The sequence below is a fragment of the Paenibacillus sp. IITD108 genome (assembly GCF_036541265.1).
Lineage (GTDB): Bacteria > Bacillota > Bacilli > Paenibacillales > Paenibacillaceae > Pristimantibacillus.
Window position 1 is genome coordinate 41,325 of record NZ_JAZHCT010000007.1, and the last position, 18,033, is coordinate 59,357.

Here is an 18,033-nt window from a genome sequence, read left to right on the forward strand (position 1 = left end):
GATGAAGATTAGAGCGAACAGGGTTACAGGCATTATATTATTTGTAGCGCTAGCGTTGCTAATAGCTGCTGCAGCACCATTGCCGGCAACGGCACAAACATCATCGAATGAGTCTAAGAATTATGAATTGCTGCACTCGGAGTACAAATTAATCGACGGCCAAATGAAAATAACGGCAGATGTACGTGTTACAGCTGGCGAAAATATTACAGTTTTAGCGGTAGGCTATGATAAATCAGGCAATATTATCGAAATGAAGACAAAAACTGAATTTAGAATGTCAGGCACCACGGGCGTATTTCAATTCATGATGGACAAAGGAGAGCAGCTGGATAAGGTGGATATCCAGGCAATCGGAAAAATTGAAGAGCCTTATAAAGTGCTTGCCCAATCGATGGTAAAAGAAAAGGACCATGTCGAAGCATGGATTGCAGTAAGGACTGGATCAAGTCAATATATGAATGTCGTTGCAAAGGGATTTAATAAAAATGGGAAGCTAGTTGAAATTAATGGCGCTTCTGAATTTGTAATGTCAAACCATGCATCCGTATTTAAAATTAAGCTTAATGAGGTTAACGATATTGAGAAGGTACAGTTTTTAGTGTTGATAGATGATCAAACTTATGTGGTGGATTACGGCACTTATATAAAAAATGGCCGCTTAATCGTTACTGCAGTCGTTAAGAACGGTTCAGCTCAAAACATAACATCCAGAGTTACACCTTACGATGCAAAAGGTAAAGAATTAAATATTCAAACGAATACCTCATTCGCAATGTCAAAATATCTTTACAAGCTGAATATGGAAATAAAGGATACGAGCGCTAATAAGGTTGCTTTGAAATTTTACGATGAAACGGGGAAGACCGAGTTAAGCAAGCGCGGAATCTTGGTTACGATTGACGGAGCTGGCTTGGCAGTCAAGCAGCCGCCAGTTAAGAAGGACGGCAGAGTCAGTGTTCCTATGAGAGATATATTTGAAGCATTGGGAGCTGAAGTTGGATGGGAACAAGAAACGAAAACGATTACTGCGGCTAGAGGAAGCAAAGAAATTATTCTTCAGATCGGTAATAAAGAGGCGTATATTGATGGAGAAAAGATTACGATTGATGTAGCTCCAGAAATCGTTAAAGGCAGCACGATGGTACCGATCCGGTTTGTAACAGAAGCGCTTGGCTCAAAAGTGTTTTGGGATAATGATTCACAGACCGTGATGATTATCCGATAAGGAAACTAGAAAGGACCTGTTGAAGGTCCTTTTATTGTGTATTGAACAGAGGAATCGGCAATGAATCGACAGCTTCCTTAGCTATCTGGTCAGTCGTTCCGTTATTGCGGTGGAAATCGCAATTTTGAGGCGGCAAAAGGACAGACGTTCCGTTATTGAGCAATAAATAGCACAGTTAGCCCGATTTAGTGCCGAATAGCGGAATGTGTGACCGTCAAATTAATAAAATAGCGTTTTTTATGCAAATAGCGGAACGTGTGACCAAGTGGTGAAGTATTCCTCTTCCATTTTCGGCACATTCTAAATGAGAATTAGCTTTTTATCGGCAGAATAACAGATACTGCGTAGGCTCCAGCAAGGACTCCTATAAAAAAGAGCAGGCATATGAGATCCATAACAGCAAAGCGAGTCTGATAGTAATAAGTGCGTGCCGAACCCATCTGGAACCGTTTGGCTTCCATTGCAATCGCTACGCGCTGTGCGCGCCGTATGCTTTGCGCCAGCAAGGGGACGGCATATTGCTGCAGCCGTTCATACCATCCTCGCACGCCGGGACTGAATTGTATGCCTCTTATTTCTAGCGCATTGCGCCTGGCTCCGATTTCTTCCCACAGCAGCGGCAGCATACGAATGGCTGCAATAAAGCTGTAAGCATATTTGGCTGGCATACGAAATTGCTGCATAAGGGCGTAGAATAGCAGCAGCGGTTTCGTGGTGAGCGCAAAGAGCATGCCAAGAGCCCCAAACGACAATGTTTTGAAGCCGATTAATAGTCCATGATGAAAGCTTTCATTGGATATTTTAATCAGCCCCCACGACCACCAAATCTCTGAGCCCTTGCCAAATAGTATCATAGTTGAAGCGGAGGACAGAAAGGTAAGTATAAATGGCGAAGTGAAAAGCAGCAGCTTTTTTCCGCTGTATCCGCTATATGCGAGCAACAGCACCATGTAAAACACCATTTGGTAGAAAGCGAAGTCAAACTGATTATTTATAAGTGCGATAAGCAGTAGACTCATAAATATAAGAAATTTTCCAGCAGGATTTATGCGGTACAGCCATGTTTCTTTAGCTGGTTGGAATAGCTTCATCAAGCGCAAGCTCTCCCTTCTTGCCTGAAATCTCATCTGTTGGAGGCTTTTTAACGGTTAGTTTGCCTTGCGCGATCTGCCATATTTCGGTTGCAAAATGATTCATAATGTACAGGTCATGTGTAATCATTATAATGATTGTCCCGTCTGTACGCAGCTGTTCGAGCAGCTCAAGGATAGCAAAGGTGCTGCGTGCATCCTGCCCAAATGTTGGTTCATCCAGCAGCAGGATGGAAGGCTTGTGGGATAGCGCTGCTGCAACGCTTAGACGCCGTTTCTGCCCAATCGACAACTGATAGGGGTGCCGATGCCGCTGCGCATCCAGCTGAAATAATTGCAGCAATTCCTTCGTTCTGTCCTCTATATTATTTGGCTCAAGCTGCTCTAATTTCAAGGCAAGTGATATTTCTTCATCGATCCGATTGGTAACAAACTGCATTTCCGGATTTTGAAATACAAAGGACAGCATCTTGAGCAAAGAGGAACGGGGTGTTTTCCGTCTTAAAAACCTATTTGTTCGGTCTCTGTGCTCAACAAGCTCGCCATATATGGTATAATAGCCTTTTGTTTCAATTAGCTGCATGAGGGAAAGCAAAAGCGTGCTTTTGCCTGCGCCGTTTTCGCCGCATATTGCGATCCATTCTCCAGTTAAGGCAGCCGCTTGCTCTACGAAAATGGAAGGCGAGATATCATTTGATTGATTGCCGGAATAGCCTTTCGTGTAAGAGGCACTAAAGTGAAGCAGTTCTAAACCGTCATTATTCGCTGGATTGGGTAATTTGGCAGGATGCTCGACAAGCAGCCTGCTGCGCGCCTTTACGATCCTTGCATAGTTGTCTGTCCTCATATAATCATGCCATACATCTGGATACCAGATGCCATGCTCAATGAACTGAGATTTATAGTTGTTAAATATAACGGAAGGGCTGTCATCTGCGATAATCGCTCCATTTCCATCAAATAACACGATCCGGTCCACCCAGTCGGCAATATAGGAAATTTGATGCTCCACTATGACCACGGTTTTTTGTTCTGCGTGCTTTTTTACTGTTTCCCATATTAACTCAGCACCTTCCGGGTCCAGCAGCGCTGATGGCTCGTCAAGAAACAAAGTATCGGGCTCAAGCAGCAGGATGGATGCCAAGGCCAGACGCTGCTTCATTCCTTGTGACAACAACTGAATTTCGGTATGCGGATGAGCCAGCTTCAATCCTACAGAATCGAGAGCAGCCAGTATTTTTTGATCCATCAATTCTCTTGGCACGTTAAGGTTTTCCAGAACAAAGCCGAGCTCTTCATCAACATAGGGCATGCAAAATTGCGTATCAGGGTCCTGAAAGACGAAGCCCCATGAGGCGGGCGGAGTAAAACGGTCGTACTTGAGCGGCAATTCAATAGAATTAGGAATTATACCGCTTAATACCTGCAGCAGCGTTGATTTTCCGCAGCCGCTTGGTCCTAGGAGCAGCACCTTTTGTCCCTTTGGAACAACAAAAGAGAGGTCCTTGAAAATCAAGGACTGCTCTCCTGGAAACTTTAGCGTTAAATTGCAAATTTCCGCTGCTAAAGATAACTTATGTTCTGACATAATATTTGTATGCTTCAATAACAGCACCTCAACATTCATCTTAGCGGCTTAAAGATTGATAGTCTTCCTCGGAAGCTGGACGAAGGGAAGAAGTGACGCCTGTTGCTTCAAGCGCGCGTACTAAGAAATAGGCGAATACCCCGGCGAATAAAAAGGCGCTGCCGACTCTAAGCCCATATTTTAAAATAAGCACCCAGGTTTCATAGTTAGCGTAGCCATAAACGAGGTCAATGAGAAAGGAAGCGGCAGCGGACATAATGCCCGCGATGCCGGCTACTGCCAAGCCTGCCTTTTTGTAACGGACGGCTGTAAATAATAGCTCAGCCGCCAAGCCTTGAAAGAAACCGTAAACGATCGTTTGCAATCCCCATTCTGAGCTTAGCAGCGCCGATATGCTTGCTGCAGCCAGACTGGCGATTAATGCAACGCCTGGCTTGCGAAGCAATAAATAAGCGAAAGGACCAGCCATAAACCACATGCCGTAAGTTAATTGTCCCGCTTGTGGGAATAATGGTTTTACGATGCCGTACACGCTATCCCATAGCTTGAAAATAACCCCAAAAACTAAAGCTACCATTACGGTAACGAGTATGTGCGAAAATTTGAGACTGCTGCTGCGTTGAGCTGAACTAGACATGAAAACACTCCTTCAATCATGCATGATAATAAAAATTTTACATAAAAAAAACCGGCTGGCAGCGCAGACGGTAGAAGGGTCCCCAAAAACATGTTCTCTACGCTGGCATTATCCAGATCAGATTAACGGTCAGCTGCGCATACTAGCAGCAATCTCAGCCTGAATGACTCAAGCACCCGTGTCAATTATGTAATTAGCAATCATGTTACAATAGAACGGCTTGATTTGCAATACTAGATGCAGAGTGATTTTTTATGCTGCAGCAGGAATGGAGGTACAGATATGATTGAACTTAAACAGCTTATACAGATGATGGAGAAAAAAGATAAATTGGCCTTTTACGACTATTTGGAATCTTATCGGCCAATTGATTTGGCGGAGTGCGTTGAGCAGATGAGCCGGACACAGCAGCTTACTTTTATGGAGCGTATTCCCGTGCTGCTGGCAGCGGAAGTGCTGGAGCATGTAGAGCCGCTTCTGCAGTATCAAATATTGATTCATTTGCAAGAAAAAACGACAGCGCTTGTGCTTAATGAGATGTCAGGCGATGTTGTGGTCGATATGATGCTAGCCATACATCGCAATCAGGCTGCGCGAATGCTGAATTTGCTGCCCGATGATTATAGAGAAAAGCTGCAAATGCTGATGAGCTTCCCTGAGGAAACCGCCGGCAGTCTTGCAACGGTAGATTATATTGCAGCACGAAGCATGTGGACCGTGGAGCAGACGCTCAAGCATATTCGCAAGGTAGGGCGAGATGCAGAAATTACAGCGTATATTTATGTAATTGGCGCTAAGGGCGAGCTGCTGGGCGTAGCTTCGCTGAAAAGTATTATACTGGCTGAACCGCATGTTCAGCTATGGGAAATTATTGTCGAAGCGGTATCCGTGCCCGCTATGATGGAGCAGGAGGAAGCGGCTGATGTGCTGTCGCGCTATGACTGGGTAGCACTGCCTGTTGTCGATACGCAAAATCGTCTGATCGGCGTTATTACGGTTGACGATTTGATCGATGTTATGCAAGAGGAAGCTACGGAGGATATCCAGAAGCTCGGCGGCAGCCAGCCGCTTGAGAACAGTTATTTTAAAACGTCAGTTTTTCAGCTTTATAAAAAAAGAATAGTATGGTTATTGATATTGTTTGTTGCTGAAGCCTACACCGGCAATGTGCTGCGACATTACGAAGATACGCTGTCAGAGGTTATAACACTTGCCTTTTTTATACCACTTTTAATTGGAACAGGCGGCAATACAGGAACGCAAACGGTATCCACGCTGGTGCGTGCGCTTGCGATGGGCGAGGTTCGTTTTAGAGATTTGTACAAAGTAATTCGCAAGGAAATGGCTGCTGGTATCATGACAGGTATCTCCATAGCTATTATTGCCTATGCAAGAGCATGGATACTAGGCGTAGAGTATGATGTTGGACTCGTTGTGGGCATCACCGCATTAGCGATTGTGTTATGGGCTTCCTTGGTTGCGGCGGTATTGCCGCTTATATTGCATAAGCTTAAAGCTGACCCGGCCGTAGTTTCAGGCCCTTTCATAACAACACTGGTTGATGGTACAGGCTTGATTATTTATTTCACAGTAGCACGAATTGTTTTAAGTCTTTGATTTACTGATGAAGTTATATTGAACACAGAAAAAAAGAGCTGCCAATCCAGCGTACAGGCCGGATTGCTCAGCTCTTATTGTTATAGAACTATTCATTTTTTGGTTGCGGCTTCGGAGGACGAGGGCGTTTTTGCTTGAAGCGCGGGGCAACATAATTGCGTTTGCGGTCCCTGAAGAAAATCCAGCCGCCAATAAAGCCGGCGCCGGCAAAAAACATAATTACGCCGGAAATAAATAACCACCATTCAAAGCTGGGCGTAACAGCATCATTGCCAAAATCAGCGAAATAATGAAAAAGAGCATTTTTCACATTTAAAAAGCCAAGACAGGCTATGACACCAGGAATGACTAAAAATAAAATGGCAATAAAGCGAGCAACAATTAATCTCATACGGGGTGATTCTCCTTGTTTTTCGTTCATTTCAGCTCTACTTATCATACCTTTTTATTAGTTGCCTGTCTATTTTAGAAGTTGGCAGTGAAAACAATTGAAAAAACAGTTACAATAGAACTGCGCTAAAAATAGAATGTGAAAATATATCCGATTTTCGATTTTGAATGATCGAATAGGATGCCTTTATATAGCATAGTAGTAACAATGGAGGGGTTTTTATGACGATACAAGTTGATGTCGCTGTTTTAGGCGGAGGGCCTGGAGGATATACTGCTGCAATACGCGCTGCCCAGCTTGGTAAAAGCGTAGCTGTAATAGAGATGGACAAGCTTGGCGGAACCTGTCTGCACAAAGGCTGCATTCCGAGCAAATCACTGCTGCGCAGCGCTGAAGTATACAGAACGCTGTTAGAGGCGAATCAATATGGCATCACTGTGGAGCAGCAAGCAGTCTCGCTGCAGTTCGATTTAGTCCAGCAGCGCAAAGAGCAAACGGTAACGCAGTTACATAACGGTCTTCGCAGCCTGATGAAAAAAAATGGCATCCAGATTATTGAAGGCAAGGGACGTATTATCGGGCCGTCGATTTTCTCGCCTCGCAGCGGCTCTGTCGCGGTTGAATTTGCTGATGGCGAAATGGATTCAGTCGTATCCACCAATCTGATTATCGCCACTGGCTCCCGTCCACGCGTACTGCCGGGACTTGAGCCTGATGGTGAGCATATACTAACAAGCGATGATGCGCTTGTCATGGACAAGCTTCCTGCTTCTATGCTGATAGTAGGTGGGGGCGTTATTGGCGTGGAGTGGGCTTCCTTGCTTCAGGATTTTGGCGTGCAGATAACGATTGCGGAAGCGGGAGCGAGACTGCTGCCTGGCGAGGATCAGGACGTTTCCAGCGAGCTTGCCAAGCAGCTCGCCAAAAGAGGCGTGCGAGTGCTGACCAATATTTCGCTTACAGCAGACAGCTATCGCGTACAAGAGGATGGAATTGAAATAGCCGGAGATACCCCGGAAGGGAAAGTGACACTCAGCGCCTCCAAGCTGCTGCTTTCTGTGGGCCGTGTACCTAATTTGGAAGCAATAGGCCTGGAAAATACGGATATTAAATACAGTTCGTCTGGAATTGAAGTCAATCGCTTCGGCCAAACTAGCGAGCCGCATATATATGCAATCGGCGATGTGATTGGCGGTGTGCAGCTGGCACATGCAGCAGCCAAAGAAGGCGTCGTTGCGGCGGAGCATCTGAGTGAACGGCAGCCTGTTCTCGTAGAAGCAAGGCAAATTCCGCGCTGCATCTATTCCGCTCCGGAGGTTGCCTCCTTCGGATTGACTGAAAGCGAGGCGCGCGAGCAAGGCTATGAAGTGAAAATTGGCAAAATTCCGTTTCAAGCAATTGGCAAAGCGATCGTTTTGGGCGAGACGAACGGATTTGTAAAGGTTGTGGCGGATAAGTCCACTAACGATATTATTGGCGTTCATATTATAGGTCCGCATGCGACTGAATTAATCGGCGAGGCAGCTTTGGCAGGCTGGCTGAACGCATCGCCCTGGGAGATCGGCCAGCTCGTTCATGCTCATCCTTCTTTATCCGAAGCTATAGGCGAAGCGATGCTTGCAGTTGATGGACAATCGATATCTTACTAAAATATATATGACAGTTGTCAGGTTGTTCTTTCTTGGCTGGAGCAGTTATAATATAAGATGTGGTCTTAGTACCAGGTTATAGTATCTTATTAGCATTGTGAAAGTAATCTTAATTAGACAAGGAGGCACCCTTGATGACTCAATTATATGCGACTGGACAACAGGCTAAACATATTGAATTAGGCTTGAGCGATGAGCAAGCTGTAGAAATGTATAAAATAATGATAACGGCGCGCCGGTTTGACGAGCGAGTGCTGCTGCTTCAACGTGCAGGAAAAGTTAATTTTCATGTATCAGGCATTGGGCAGGAGGTAGCGCAGGTTGCCGCTGCGTTTGCGCTGGATAAGGAGCAGGATTACTTTCTGCCGTATTATCGCGATTATGGCTTCGTCATTTCGGTAGGGATGACGCTTCGCGAGCTGTTTTTATCGGTATATGCCAAAGAGGAAGATCCAAATAGCGGCGGCCGTCAGATGCCAGGGCATTTCGGACATAAAAAGCTGCGTATCGTAACCGGATCAAGCCCTGTTACGACACAGGTGCCTCATGCTGTGGGCATCGCATTAGCGGCGAAGATGAAGAAAAAGCCGCTAGTCAGCTTTGTTACGTTCGGCGAGGGATCCAGCAATCAGGGCGATTTTCATGAGGGCTGCAATTTTGCCGGTGTGCAGAAGCTTCCTGTTATTATAATGTGTGAAAACAACCAATATGCGATTTCGGTACCGGTCCGCAAGCAGCTTGCTGCTAATGTTGCTGATCGGGCTATTGGCTACGGGTTTCCGGGCTTTCAGGTTGACGGCAATGATGCGCTTGAGGTTTTCCGGGTCGTAAAGGAAGCGAGAAGCCGTGCGATAGCGGGAGAAGGACCTACCTTGATTGAAGCGATGATGTACCGTCTATCGCCGCATTCTACCTCAGACAATGACTTGGCCTATAGAACGAAGGAAGAAGTTGAGGAATACCGAGCGAAAGACGGAATTCCAAAATACAAACAATATTTAATAGATTGCGGCTTATGGAATGAAGAGCTGGACGAAGCTTTACAGAAAGAAATTCGGACGCAGCTTGATGAGGCCAACGAATATGCGGAGAAGGCGCCATTCCCAACACCTGAATCTTCTCTTTTGCATGTATATGCTGACGACTCTGAACAAGGAGGCCGACAATAATGGCTAATATGCACTATATAGATGCGATTCGTCTCGCGATGAAGGAAGAAATGGAAAAGGACGAGAATGTATTCGTGCTTGGCGAAGACGTTGGCGTCAAGGGCGGCGTATTCACGACGACGCAAGGCCTGCAGGCGCAATTTGGGGAAGAACGCGTACTGGACACGCCGCTTTCTGAATCTGCAATCGCAGGTGTAGCGATAGGCGCTGCTATGTACGGCATGAAGCCGATTGCCGAAATGCAGTACTCGGACTTTATGTTCCCTGCCGCTAATCAAATTATTAGCGAGGCTGCCAAAATCCGTTACCGCTCTAATAATGATTGGACCTGTCCGGTAGTTATACGCGCTCCAATCGGAGGCGGAGTATTTGGCGGGTTGTATCATTCCCAGTGCCCGGAGTCGGTTTTCTTTGGCACGCCGGGACTCAAAATAGTCGCTCCGTATACGCCATATGATGCAAAAGGGCTCTTGAAGGCTGCGGTAAGAGATCCAGATCCTGTGCTTTATTTTGAAAATAAAAAATGCTACAAGCTTGTCAAAGGAGAGGTGCCGGAATCGGATTATACGGTTCCGATCGGCGAAGCGAATTTGCTGCGCGAGGGCGACGATATAACGGTTATTGGTTACAGCCTGCCTTTGATGTTTATCGAGCAAGCTGCTGCTGAGCTGGCAGAAGAGGGCATTGAAGCTCATATATTGGATTTGCGTACGCTCCAGCCTCTTGACAAGGATGCGATCGTGCAGGCTGTACGCAAAACCGGAAAAGTACTTATTGTGCACGAGGATAATAAGACCGGCGGCGTTGGAGCGGAGGTAGCCGCTATTATTGCAGAGGAGCTCCTGTATGAGCTGGACGCGCCAATTATGCGGCTTTGCGGTCCTGATGTGCCGGCAATGCCAATTAATCCACCGGGTGAAAAGTTCTTTATGCTGAATAAAGATAAAGTGAAAGAATCTATGAGACAATTGGCCTTATACTAATTACGGTTAAGATATTGGCAGTTGGGAGATGTTGAAATGAAAAAAATAGTCGAAATCGTAGTGCCTCAGCTGGCTGAATCGCTTGTATCAGCTACGATTGACAGATGGTTGAAGCAGCCGGGTGATTCGGTGGAAAAATATGAGCCGATTTGCGAGCTTCTAACGGATAAAGTTACGGCAGAGCTGCCCGCTACTTATTCAGGCACGCTCAAAAAAATATTGATCGGCAATGGCGAGACAGTTCCTGTTGGTACGTCAATAGCATTGCTCGAGACAGATGAGGAAATTATCGGGGACAATGTTGTGCCTGGTGAATCTGAAGCGCCAATCAATCCTTCCGTCGAAAAAGGCAGCCAAGCTGCGACAGATGCTGCTGCACCTATGCGTAATCGTTTCTCGCCAGCTGTTCAACAGCTTGCAGCTGAGCATGGTGTTGACTTGACCAAACTGTCGGGGACTGGCCTGGGAGGCCGTATTACACGCAAGGATGTACTTGCCTACGTGGAGTCCGGCGCGCATCTGAAGGCGGAGACGCTGCCTGTTGAGAAGCCTGTTGCCGAGGTGAGATCGACCGGCATTCATCTGTCTGAAACGCCGCGTCTTCCTAAAATCGAGGTTGAAAAGTCAAGCGTTCCAGGGCACGGCGAATCATTTATCGACGTTACCCCAATCCGAAGCGCTATCGCCCGTAATATGGTGCATAGCTCAACGCAAATACCGCATGGCTGGACAATGATAGAAGTTGACGTTACCAATCTGGTGCTGCTGCGCAATAAGCTTAAGGATGAATTCAGAAAGCGTGAAGGGGTGAATTTAACCTACCTTGCGTTTTTGATGAAGGCCGTTGTCAATGCCATTAAGGATTATCCAATCATGAATTCCAGCTGGGCAGAGGATAAAATTATCGTTAAGCGGGACATTAACATATCGTTGGCTGTCGGGACGGAGGATTCTGTGCTTACGCCGGTTATTAAAAATGCGGATCAAAAAAATGTGGCCGGACTGGCAAGGGAAATCGAAGAGCTGGCGCGCAAAACGAGAGAAGGCAAACTCAAGCTGGACGATATGCAAGGCGGCACCTTTACGGTTAACAATACAGGCTCGTTCGGTTCGATTTTATCTTACCCGATTATTAACTATCCGCAAGCTGCTATTTTAACCTTTGAATCAATCGTTAAGCGTCCTGTCGTCATTAACGATATGATAGCAGTGCGCTATATGGCGAATTTATGCTTGTCGCTCGATCATCGTATTTTGGATGGCGTAATTTGTGGCAGATTTTTACAGCGCGTGAAGGATAATTTGGAGAGCTATAATTTAGAGAGCACACTGTACTAAGAAAAGGGGAACCGTCATGAGTGAGGCTATACATTTGCCAAGCAGAAGATTGGATGCCCGCTATATGGGTTTGACTGACTATGCTGCGGCATGGGAGCTGCAAAAAGCATACGTCAAGCAAATTGACAAGGAGGAGCGAGCAGAAACGCTGCTCCTTCTTCAGCATCCGCCAACCTATACGATAGGTTCAGACCGCCATCCGGAGCATTTGCTGCTTGAGGCTGCACAGCTAGAGGAAAAAGGAATCTCCGTGTTTGAAATTGACCGAGGTGGAGATATTACGTATCATGGACCGGGCCAGCTTGTGGGCTATCCCTTGCTGTACCTGGACGCCGTTGGCCTTGATCTGCACGGTTATTTGCGAACGATAGAAGCCGTAATTATAGACTGGCTTGCCGAGTATGGTATAGAAGCGTCCAGAAAGCCGGAGTATACCGGCGTTTGGGTTGGGGATGAGAAGATCGCTGCTATTGGGGTGAAATTCAATAAGGCTCGTACGCGCAGAGGCTTTATTACGAGCCATGGATTTGCACTCAATATTAAATCGGGTATTGCTGATGAAGGCTTTAGCGGTATTGTACCTTGCGGCATTCAGCAATACGGTGTAACATCCTTCAATGATTTAACAGGCATGTCGCTAACCGTTGAACAAGCAGCAGCGCAAATACTGCCTTATTTTTGCAGCAGGTTTAATAGCGAGCTAATGCTATCCGAGTATGAAAGAGCCAACTCCCGCTAGCAGAGTAGTGACAAGCAAAGCTGCAGCGACGATAATAGCAACGATTTTAATAATTTTTTGTTGACGCATTGTATTTTGACTCCTTTCCAGAATGCTGACAGTTCGTATAATAATACTATTGTAAACGATCGTAACGAATGGAGGAACCCGTAATGATTGAAAAAAAACGATTAATTGATGAATTTATGGAGTTAGTCCAAGTGGATAGCGAAACAGGCTATGAGGCTGAAATCAGCAAAGTGCTAAAGGACAAGTTCAGTGAGCTTGGATTAAGTATAACTGAGGATGATGCTGCTAGCAAAACAGGTCATCAGGCTAACAATTTATTTATTACGCTGGAAGCTAGCGTGCCTGCTGCACAGGCACCTGTACTGCTTTTTACATGCCATATGGATACTGTTACGCCAGGCAAGGGCATCAAGCCTCAGCTTGACGAGGATGGCTATATTCGCAGCGACGGCACCACTATTCTTGGCAGTGATGATAAAGCAGGCATTGCCGCTATGCTGGAAGCCATTCGCGTAGTAAAAGAAAATAATATTGCCCATGGGAAAATTCAGTTTGTCATTACAGTCGGCGAGGAATCCGGCCTGCTGGGAGCTAGAGCGATGGATGCGTCGCTTCTGGAAGCAAAGCTTGGCTTTGCACTGGATTCCAACGGGAGTATTGGGGATATTGCAGTTGCAGCCCCTACTCAAGCGCGCGTTACGATTCATATTTATGGAAAATCTGCTCATGCAGGCGTGAATCCTGAGGACGGCATCAGCGCTATTCAAGTGGCAGCCAAAGCCATATCACGTATGCCGCTCGGTAGAATAGATGCAGAGACAACGGCGAATATCGGACGTTTTGAAGGCGGAGGAGCAACCAATATTGTTTGCGATTATGTCAAACTGGATGCTGAAGCAAGAAGCATCGTGCAGCACAAGCTTGATGAGCAGGTTAATAAAATGCGCGCTGCTGTAGAAAGCACTGCAAAGGAATTTGGCGCTCGCGGTGAAGTGGAGAGTGAAGTGATATATCCAGCTTATCGATATACCGATGGCGATGAAGTTGTTGAGCTGGCCAAAAAGGCGATTGTCGCCATTGGACAAACGCCTCGATTATTCCACTCTGGCGGCGGAAGCGATGCTAATGTGTTTAATGGTTACGGCATCCCAACTGTCAATCTGGCTGTTGGCTACGAGCATATTCATACAACCAAGGAACAAATTAAAGCAGATGATTTAGTGAAAACAACGGAGCTTGTCGTTGAAATTATCCGTCAGGCTGCATTGTAACGTTGTAACTTATCTTTGTGTGCTATGAAGAAAAGGGCTTGGGACTGAGGCATTACACAGCTGTGCAAGCGGCGCTCTACCAAATTGCTGCGTAAGCTTGCGCAGCTGATGTCTCACTTCCCAAGCCTTTCCTACTATTCGCAGCTGATCAGCTATCAGATATACCTTCATCATTGAATTCCCCCTTGAGTTACTATGCTTGTCTCATATGTATGCATCAGCTGGACAAGTTAGAAGCGAGAGAGCGGCTATCGTATAGGAGTGAATCAAATATGAGCGACAATCAAAATAAAGAACTTTTATCAGGCGATTGGACAGAAAAAACGGTTACCTCAAAGCCTATTTTTGCCGGTAAGGTAATTTCACTGCAAGTAGATACCGTAGCGCTGCCGAATGGCAAGGAAGCCGCGAGAGAAATTGTCAGGCATCCGGGAGCAGCAGCAGTCATAGCGCTGGTTGACGGCAAGCTGCTGGTCGTGGAGCAATATCGCAAGCCGCTTGAAAGATTCCAAATTGAAATACCTGCGGGCAAGCTTGATCCGAATGAGGATCCGATGACTGCGGCGGCCAGAGAGCTGGAGGAAGAGACTGGCTATCGTGCAGAAAATCTAGTTCTATACAATGCTTTTGCTACGTCGCCTGGCTTTGCAGACGAGGTTATTTACATCTATTTCACTGATCAAGCTGTTCCCGGCGAGCAAAGGCTCGATGAGGATGAATTTTTGCATGTATCTGCTATCACGATGGAGCAAGCGGACGCTTATATTGCAGAAGGGCGCATATGCGATGCCAAGACGCTGATCGCTGTGCTTACTTGGAAGCTCTATGCGGCTACAGGAAAGCTGTTATCATAAATTCTAGTATTTCGTCATAGTGAGATGAGGCCTTTCATAGACTAAAGGTACAGCCTTACGAAAGAAATGGAGGGCCGCTTCTGATGAAAACTAAATTGAATTTATATGTATTTGCAGGTGTGCTGATTATAGCTGGGGCGGTATTTGGCCTTTTGCTGGCAAGCGCTCTTACCCATGACCAGCAGCAGGTGCTGGAGCAGGATGTGCAGCAGTATTTGAACTTTATGCAGGCAAGCCCGGAAATGGCAGGCAAGCTGAGCGTTTGGTCTTACTTTTCAACGCATATTAAATGGCTGCTGCTGCTTTGGCTGCTTGGTGTAACGGTTATAGGGCTGCCTGGCGTTCTTATTCTAATTTTTGTAAAGGGTTCAATTCTAGGTTTTTCAATGGGCACTTTTATCGCCCAGTTTGGCTGGAAAGGGATTGTTTTTTCGGCGGCAGCCTTTGGACCGCAAAATATAATTATTATACCGGCGATGGTCATTATGACTGCAGGGGCAATGAGCTATGCTATTCAATTTGTACAGCTGAGAGTTTTGAAGCAGCAAATAAAGGAGTCTCCTAAATTAATAGAATTCACTACAGTTTCTGTAGTGATGCTCGTTATGTTTTTGGCAGCCGCTTTACTTGAAGCGTACTTATCTCCGCCTCTGATTAACTGGGCTTCTACTATTCTTGTTTCCTCCACTTAAGTAAACAGCTATCAAAACGTTTGACTTGGCTGCTGATTAGACTTTATAATGATAGGAAACGTTTTCGCTGTTGTAGGAGGGGAACTATGGAAGCCCGCATTGAAAAAATTAAACAACAATTACAGTCGCAGGGCTATAAGCTTACTCCACAGCGAGAAGCAACTTTGCGTGTACTGCTGGAGAATGAAGAGGATCATCTTAGCGCTGAAGATGTTTTTATGCTAGTAAAGGATAAAGCGCCGGAAATTGGACTGGCTACTGTATACCGCACATTGGAGCTCCTTAGCGAGATGCATGTGGTAGAAAAACTTAATTTTGGCGATGGCGTAGCTAGATATGATCTGCGCAACGATAGCAGCAAGCATCATCATCATCATTTAATATGCGTGCAATGCGGCTCGATGGATGAGATCAAAGAGGACTGGCTGCTGCCGCTCGAAGAGAAGCTGGCGCTAGAATATGGTTTTAACGTCATCGATCACCGGCTTGATTTCCAAGGCGTTTGCAAAAGATGCCGCGAGAAAGAAGATTCGGAACAATAATAAACGGCTTTGCTCCAGTGATTGCTGGCCAGCAAAGCTTTTTTAATTTCTCTAGCAAATAACTGAAAATCATTATCTGATAAATATGCTCAGCTTCAGGCATAAGCAAGCGCTCTTTCTCATAAGGTGTACAAAAAGATTGCTGGACAATCTGTTGCGTGCGGAAAGGGGCTGGACATGATCGTTTTTTCATTTCGGCAATGGCTTAATCGAGTGCTGTTTATCGTATTATTTGTTATTCTATTAATAGTAGCTGTTGGAGGCTACCGCTGGCTGCTTGGGGTCGTCTCCCCGATACATCCCCATAAAGAGCCCCGCGGAGCGGCAGTTAAAGTATTTGTAACGGATCCTGCCTCGCCTGACGGCAATAAAACGTTGGATCGGCTGCGCTGGTTTTACTGGTATGGCGAATAAGCCGAAGAAGCGCTGCGGCAAAATAGTGCGGAGAGGAAATAAGTATGGAACTGGAATGCGAACAGTATATGAACTATTTAAAGAAGGATCGCCGGCTATCCGATAATTCTTTGGCTTCGTACAAGCGCGATCTTTCTTTTTTGCAGAAATATATGAAAGGGCTCGAGCTGGCTTCTTGGAGCGACGTGCAGAAATATCATATTTCAAAATATGTGCATGCACTTAAGGAGGAAGGACGCAAGCCTGCAACTATAGCAAGAAAAATTGTAACGCTGCGCGCCTTTTTTCAATATTTGACAACCAGTCAGATCATTCCAAAAAATCCTGCTGATCAGATTGAGTCACCGAAAAGTGAGAAGCGCTCGCCCGCTATTATGAGCCAGAAGCAGATAGTTGCTTTGCTGGATGCTCCGGGCATATTGAATGCTGTAGGAAAACGGGATAAAGCGATGCTGGAGCTGCTCTATGCAACCGGCATTCGAGTAACTGAGCTGATCAGCTTGAATATTGAGCATGTTCATGTTGAGCTGGGCTATATTCAATGTACAAGCAGTTCTTATAAAGAGCGTATCGTGCCGATCGGCCAAGCCGCCAAACAGGCGCTTGCCAGCTATTTGGAGGAAGGCAGGGAAGAGCTGGTCACCTCAAGAACAGACAGCTCTGCGTTATTTTTGAATCATTTGGGAACTAGATTGACGAGGCAGGGCTTTTGGAAAATATTAAAAAAGCATGCAGGAGAAGCGGGGATTGACGAGGAAATAACTCCGCAGATGCTGCGCCATTCTGTAGCTGCGCATTTGCTGGAGAACGGAGCAGATATACGAACCGTGCAGGAAATGCTCGGACATGTTGAAATTGCAACAACTTTGAAGTATATTCAAAGTGCTTCGCCTCGGCTTATGGACGCGTACCAGCAAGCACATCCGAGAGCATGATTGGCGGCATTATTTTAGGAATACGGAGGATTACAATGAACAATTTGACGATTACTCATATTAAAGAAGCAGCGCAATACATACTGGACAAGGCTGACAGCAAACCGGAGATCGGGCTTATTATGGGCTCGGGCCTGGGCGTGCTTGGTGACTATATCGAACAAGCAATAACGATAAATTATAAAGATATCCCTCATTTTCCTGTCTCAACCGTAGAAGGCCATGCAGGCGAGCTTGTTATCGGCACATTATCGGGCAAGACGGTTGTATTGATGAGAGGCAGATTCCATATGTATGAGGGCTATGAGCCCGCTCTGACGGCTTTTCCTGTTCGTGTAATGAAAGAGCTTGGCGTACAGAAGCTTGTTGTTACGAATGCAGCTGGAGGTATTAACACAGCATTCGCTTCAGGCAATTTGATGTTGATCGCTGACCATATTAATATGACTGGAAAAAATCCGCTGATTGGTCCAAACGATGATGAGCTCGGTCCTCGTTTTCCGGATATGTCGGAAGCATACAGCAAGCGTCTTCGCAAAATTGCGCATGAAATCGCACAGGAGCAGCAACTGGCTTTGCAGGAAGGCGTGTATGCCGGGCTGCTTGGGCCGAGCTATGAAACACCTGCAGAAATTAGAATGCTTAGAACACTCGGAGCAGATGCTGTCGGAATGTCGACTGTTGCCGAAGTTATTGCAGCAAGGCACTGTGGTATAGAAGTTGTTGGTATTTCTTGCATTAGCAATATGGCTGCCGGAATTTTAGATCAGCCTTTGTCACATATTGAGGTTATGGAGACGACTGAGCGTGTAAAATCGCAATTTTTAGCCTTAGTTTCTACCTTAATCGCTAAAATTTAGACAAAACTGTAACACAATTGTAATAT

Annotated in this window: 19 protein-coding genes; 14 read left to right on the plus strand and 5 right to left on the minus strand. The window is 45.9% G+C overall.

Annotated features, from left to right (window positions below; translation table 11 throughout):
* The first annotated feature begins 1 nt into the window (after position 1).
* On the plus strand, positions 2-1,228 hold the full coding sequence (locus V1L65_RS08010) for a copper amine oxidase N-terminal domain-containing protein (protein ID WP_331698594.1): 1,227 nt from the start codon (positions 2-4) through the stop codon (positions 1,226-1,228).
* A gap of 311 nt (positions 1,229-1,539) precedes the next feature.
* On the opposite strand, the gene V1L65_RS08015 is transcribed toward V1L65_RS08010, so the two are convergent.
* The 3 genes from V1L65_RS08015 to V1L65_RS08025 are packed head-to-tail and all read right to left on the minus strand — an operon-like array spanning position 1,540 to position 4,544.
* Positions 1,540-2,319, minus strand: coding sequence for an energy-coupling factor transporter transmembrane component T family protein (locus tag V1L65_RS08015; protein ID WP_331698808.1), 780 nt, complete (start codon positions 2,317-2,319; stop codon positions 1,540-1,542).
* Positions 2,297-3,907 carry an ABC transporter ATP-binding protein gene (locus V1L65_RS08020; protein WP_331698595.1) on the minus strand — a complete coding sequence of 537 codons (1,611 nt, stop codon included), beginning with the start codon at positions 3,905-3,907 and terminating at the stop codon, positions 2,297-2,299. The genes V1L65_RS08015 and V1L65_RS08020 overlap by 23 nt, the downstream gene beginning before the upstream one ends.
* Positions 3,908-3,947: 40 nt before the next feature.
* Positions 3,948-4,544: an ECF transporter S component gene (locus V1L65_RS08025; protein ID WP_331698596.1), complete on the minus strand. Its 597-nt coding sequence runs from the start codon at positions 4,542-4,544 to the stop codon at positions 3,948-3,950.
* Positions 4,545-4,826: 282 nt separating this feature from the next.
* On the opposite strand from V1L65_RS08025, the gene mgtE reads away from it, so the two are divergent.
* Positions 4,827-6,161 carry a magnesium transporter gene (mgtE, locus tag V1L65_RS08030; RefSeq protein WP_331698597.1) on the plus strand — a complete coding sequence of 445 codons (1,335 nt, stop codon included), beginning with the start codon at positions 4,827-4,829 and terminating at the stop codon, positions 6,159-6,161.
* 88 nt (positions 6,162-6,249) lie between these two features.
* Here the strand turns inward: mgtE and V1L65_RS08035 are convergent, their stop codons facing one another.
* Entirely contained in the window at positions 6,250-6,552 is a 303-nt protein-coding gene (locus V1L65_RS08035) for a DUF2627 domain-containing protein (RefSeq protein WP_331698598.1), read from the minus strand.
* 221 nt (positions 6,553-6,773) lie between these two features.
* On the opposite strand from V1L65_RS08035, the gene lpdA reads away from it, so the two are divergent.
* From lpdA to V1L65_RS08065, 6 genes are all read left to right on the plus strand, one after another.
* Positions 6,774-8,201 carry a dihydrolipoyl dehydrogenase gene (lpdA, locus tag V1L65_RS08040; RefSeq protein WP_331698599.1) on the plus strand — a complete coding sequence of 476 codons (1,428 nt, stop codon included), beginning with the start codon at positions 6,774-6,776 and terminating at the stop codon, positions 8,199-8,201.
* A gap of 134 nt (positions 8,202-8,335) precedes the next feature.
* Positions 8,336-9,370, plus strand: coding sequence for a thiamine pyrophosphate-dependent dehydrogenase E1 component subunit alpha (locus tag V1L65_RS08045; protein ID WP_331698600.1), 1,035 nt, complete (start codon positions 8,336-8,338; stop codon positions 9,368-9,370).
* Positions 9,370-10,353 carry an alpha-ketoacid dehydrogenase subunit beta gene (locus V1L65_RS08050; protein ID WP_331698601.1) on the plus strand — a complete coding sequence of 328 codons (984 nt, stop codon included), beginning with the start codon at positions 9,370-9,372 and terminating at the stop codon, positions 10,351-10,353. The genes V1L65_RS08045 and V1L65_RS08050 overlap by 1 nt, the downstream gene beginning before the upstream one ends.
* Positions 10,354-10,389: 36 nt before the next feature.
* The gene (locus tag V1L65_RS08055; RefSeq protein ID WP_331698602.1) at positions 10,390-11,691 is read left to right on the plus strand and encodes a dihydrolipoamide acetyltransferase family protein; all 1,302 of its coding nucleotides are present in this window, start codon (positions 10,390-10,392) and stop codon (positions 11,689-11,691) included.
* Positions 11,692-11,707: 16 nt separating this feature from the next.
* Positions 11,708-12,430: a lipoyl(octanoyl) transferase LipB gene (lipB, locus tag V1L65_RS08060; RefSeq protein WP_331698603.1), complete on the plus strand. Its 723-nt coding sequence runs from the start codon at positions 11,708-11,710 to the stop codon at positions 12,428-12,430.
* 152 nt (positions 12,431-12,582) lie between these two features.
* A complete protein-coding gene (locus tag V1L65_RS08065; protein ID WP_331698604.1) occupies positions 12,583-13,710 on the plus strand; it encodes a M20/M25/M40 family metallo-hydrolase in 1,128 nt (375 codons plus the stop codon).
* 9 nt (positions 13,711-13,719) lie between these two features.
* Here the strand turns inward: V1L65_RS08065 and mciZ are convergent, their stop codons facing one another.
* Positions 13,720-13,884, minus strand: a complete 165-nt coding sequence (mciZ, locus tag V1L65_RS08070; RefSeq protein WP_331698605.1) for a Z-ring formation inhibitor MciZ — start codon at positions 13,882-13,884, stop codon at positions 13,720-13,722.
* Positions 13,885-13,982: 98 nt separating this feature from the next.
* Between mciZ and V1L65_RS08075 the strand changes: the two genes are divergently transcribed.
* The 6 genes from V1L65_RS08075 (at position 13,983) to V1L65_RS08100 (ending at position 18,007) form a co-directional block, all read left to right on the plus strand.
* Positions 13,983-14,564, plus strand: a complete 582-nt coding sequence (locus V1L65_RS08075; RefSeq protein ID WP_331698606.1) for an NUDIX hydrolase — start codon at positions 13,983-13,985, stop codon at positions 14,562-14,564.
* Between the two features lie 83 nt (positions 14,565-14,647).
* Complete coding sequence (gene spoIIM / locus V1L65_RS08080) at positions 14,648-15,256, plus strand: stage II sporulation protein M (RefSeq protein WP_331698607.1); 609 nt, start codon at positions 14,648-14,650, stop codon at positions 15,254-15,256.
* An 86-nt stretch (positions 15,257-15,342) separates the two neighbouring features.
* The gene (gene fur / locus V1L65_RS08085) at positions 15,343-15,798 is read left to right on the plus strand and encodes a ferric iron uptake transcriptional regulator (protein ID WP_331698608.1); all 456 of its coding nucleotides are present in this window, start codon (positions 15,343-15,345) and stop codon (positions 15,796-15,798) included.
* Positions 15,799-15,975: 177 nt separating this feature from the next.
* Entirely contained in the window at positions 15,976-16,212 is a 237-nt protein-coding gene (locus tag V1L65_RS08090) for a DUF4227 family protein (protein ID WP_331698609.1), read from the plus strand.
* Between the two features lie 44 nt (positions 16,213-16,256).
* On the plus strand, positions 16,257-17,147 hold the full coding sequence (gene xerD, locus V1L65_RS08095) for a site-specific tyrosine recombinase XerD (protein ID WP_331698610.1): 891 nt from the start codon (positions 16,257-16,259) through the stop codon (positions 17,145-17,147).
* A 35-nt stretch (positions 17,148-17,182) separates the two neighbouring features.
* The gene (locus tag V1L65_RS08100; RefSeq protein WP_331698611.1) at positions 17,183-18,007 is read left to right on the plus strand and encodes a purine-nucleoside phosphorylase; all 825 of its coding nucleotides are present in this window, start codon (positions 17,183-17,185) and stop codon (positions 18,005-18,007) included.
* Positions 18,008-18,033 lie beyond the last annotated feature (26 nt).

Excerpts from the sequence above, each read along its gene's own strand:
- V1L65_RS08045 (WP_331698600.1), top strand. The coding sequence starts at position 8,336 with ATGACTCAATTATATGCGACTGGACAACAGGCTAAACATATTGAATTA.
- V1L65_RS08020 (WP_331698595.1), bottom strand. The coding sequence starts at position 3,907 with ATGTCAGAACATAAGTTATCTTTAGCAGCGGAAATTTGCAATTTAACG.
- V1L65_RS08075 (WP_331698606.1), top strand. The coding sequence starts at position 13,983 with ATGAGCGACAATCAAAATAAAGAACTTTTATCAGGCGATTGGACAGAA.
- lipB (WP_331698603.1), top strand. The coding sequence starts at position 11,708 with ATGAGTGAGGCTATACATTTGCCAAGCAGAAGATTGGATGCCCGCTAT.
- xerD (WP_331698610.1), top strand. The coding sequence starts at position 16,257 with ATGGAACTGGAATGCGAACAGTATATGAACTATTTAAAGAAGGATCGC.
- mciZ (WP_331698605.1), bottom strand. The coding sequence starts at position 13,884 with ATGATGAAGGTATATCTGATAGCTGATCAGCTGCGAATAGTAGGAAAG.
- lpdA (WP_331698599.1), top strand. The coding sequence starts at position 6,774 with ATGACGATACAAGTTGATGTCGCTGTTTTAGGCGGAGGGCCTGGAGGA.
- V1L65_RS08100 (WP_331698611.1), top strand. The coding sequence starts at position 17,183 with ATGAACAATTTGACGATTACTCATATTAAAGAAGCAGCGCAATACATA.
- V1L65_RS08035 (WP_331698598.1), bottom strand. The coding sequence starts at position 6,552 with ATGAGATTAATTGTTGCTCGCTTTATTGCCATTTTATTTTTAGTCATT.
- spoIIM (WP_331698607.1), top strand. The coding sequence starts at position 14,648 with ATGAAAACTAAATTGAATTTATATGTATTTGCAGGTGTGCTGATTATA.
- V1L65_RS08050 (WP_331698601.1), top strand. The coding sequence starts at position 9,370 with ATGGCTAATATGCACTATATAGATGCGATTCGTCTCGCGATGAAGGAA.
- V1L65_RS08065 (WP_331698604.1), top strand. The coding sequence starts at position 12,583 with ATGATTGAAAAAAAACGATTAATTGATGAATTTATGGAGTTAGTCCAA.
- V1L65_RS08015 (WP_331698808.1), bottom strand. The coding sequence starts at position 2,319 with ATGAAGCTATTCCAACCAGCTAAAGAAACATGGCTGTACCGCATAAAT.
- V1L65_RS08025 (WP_331698596.1), bottom strand. The coding sequence starts at position 4,544 with ATGTCTAGTTCAGCTCAACGCAGCAGCAGTCTCAAATTTTCGCACATA.
- fur (WP_331698608.1), top strand. The coding sequence starts at position 15,343 with ATGGAAGCCCGCATTGAAAAAATTAAACAACAATTACAGTCGCAGGGC.
- V1L65_RS08055 (WP_331698602.1), top strand. The coding sequence starts at position 10,390 with ATGAAAAAAATAGTCGAAATCGTAGTGCCTCAGCTGGCTGAATCGCTT.
- V1L65_RS08090 (WP_331698609.1), top strand. The coding sequence starts at position 15,976 with ATGATCGTTTTTTCATTTCGGCAATGGCTTAATCGAGTGCTGTTTATC.
- mgtE (WP_331698597.1), top strand. The coding sequence starts at position 4,827 with ATGATTGAACTTAAACAGCTTATACAGATGATGGAGAAAAAAGATAAA.
- V1L65_RS08010 (WP_331698594.1), top strand. The coding sequence starts at position 2 with ATGAAGATTAGAGCGAACAGGGTTACAGGCATTATATTATTTGTAGCG.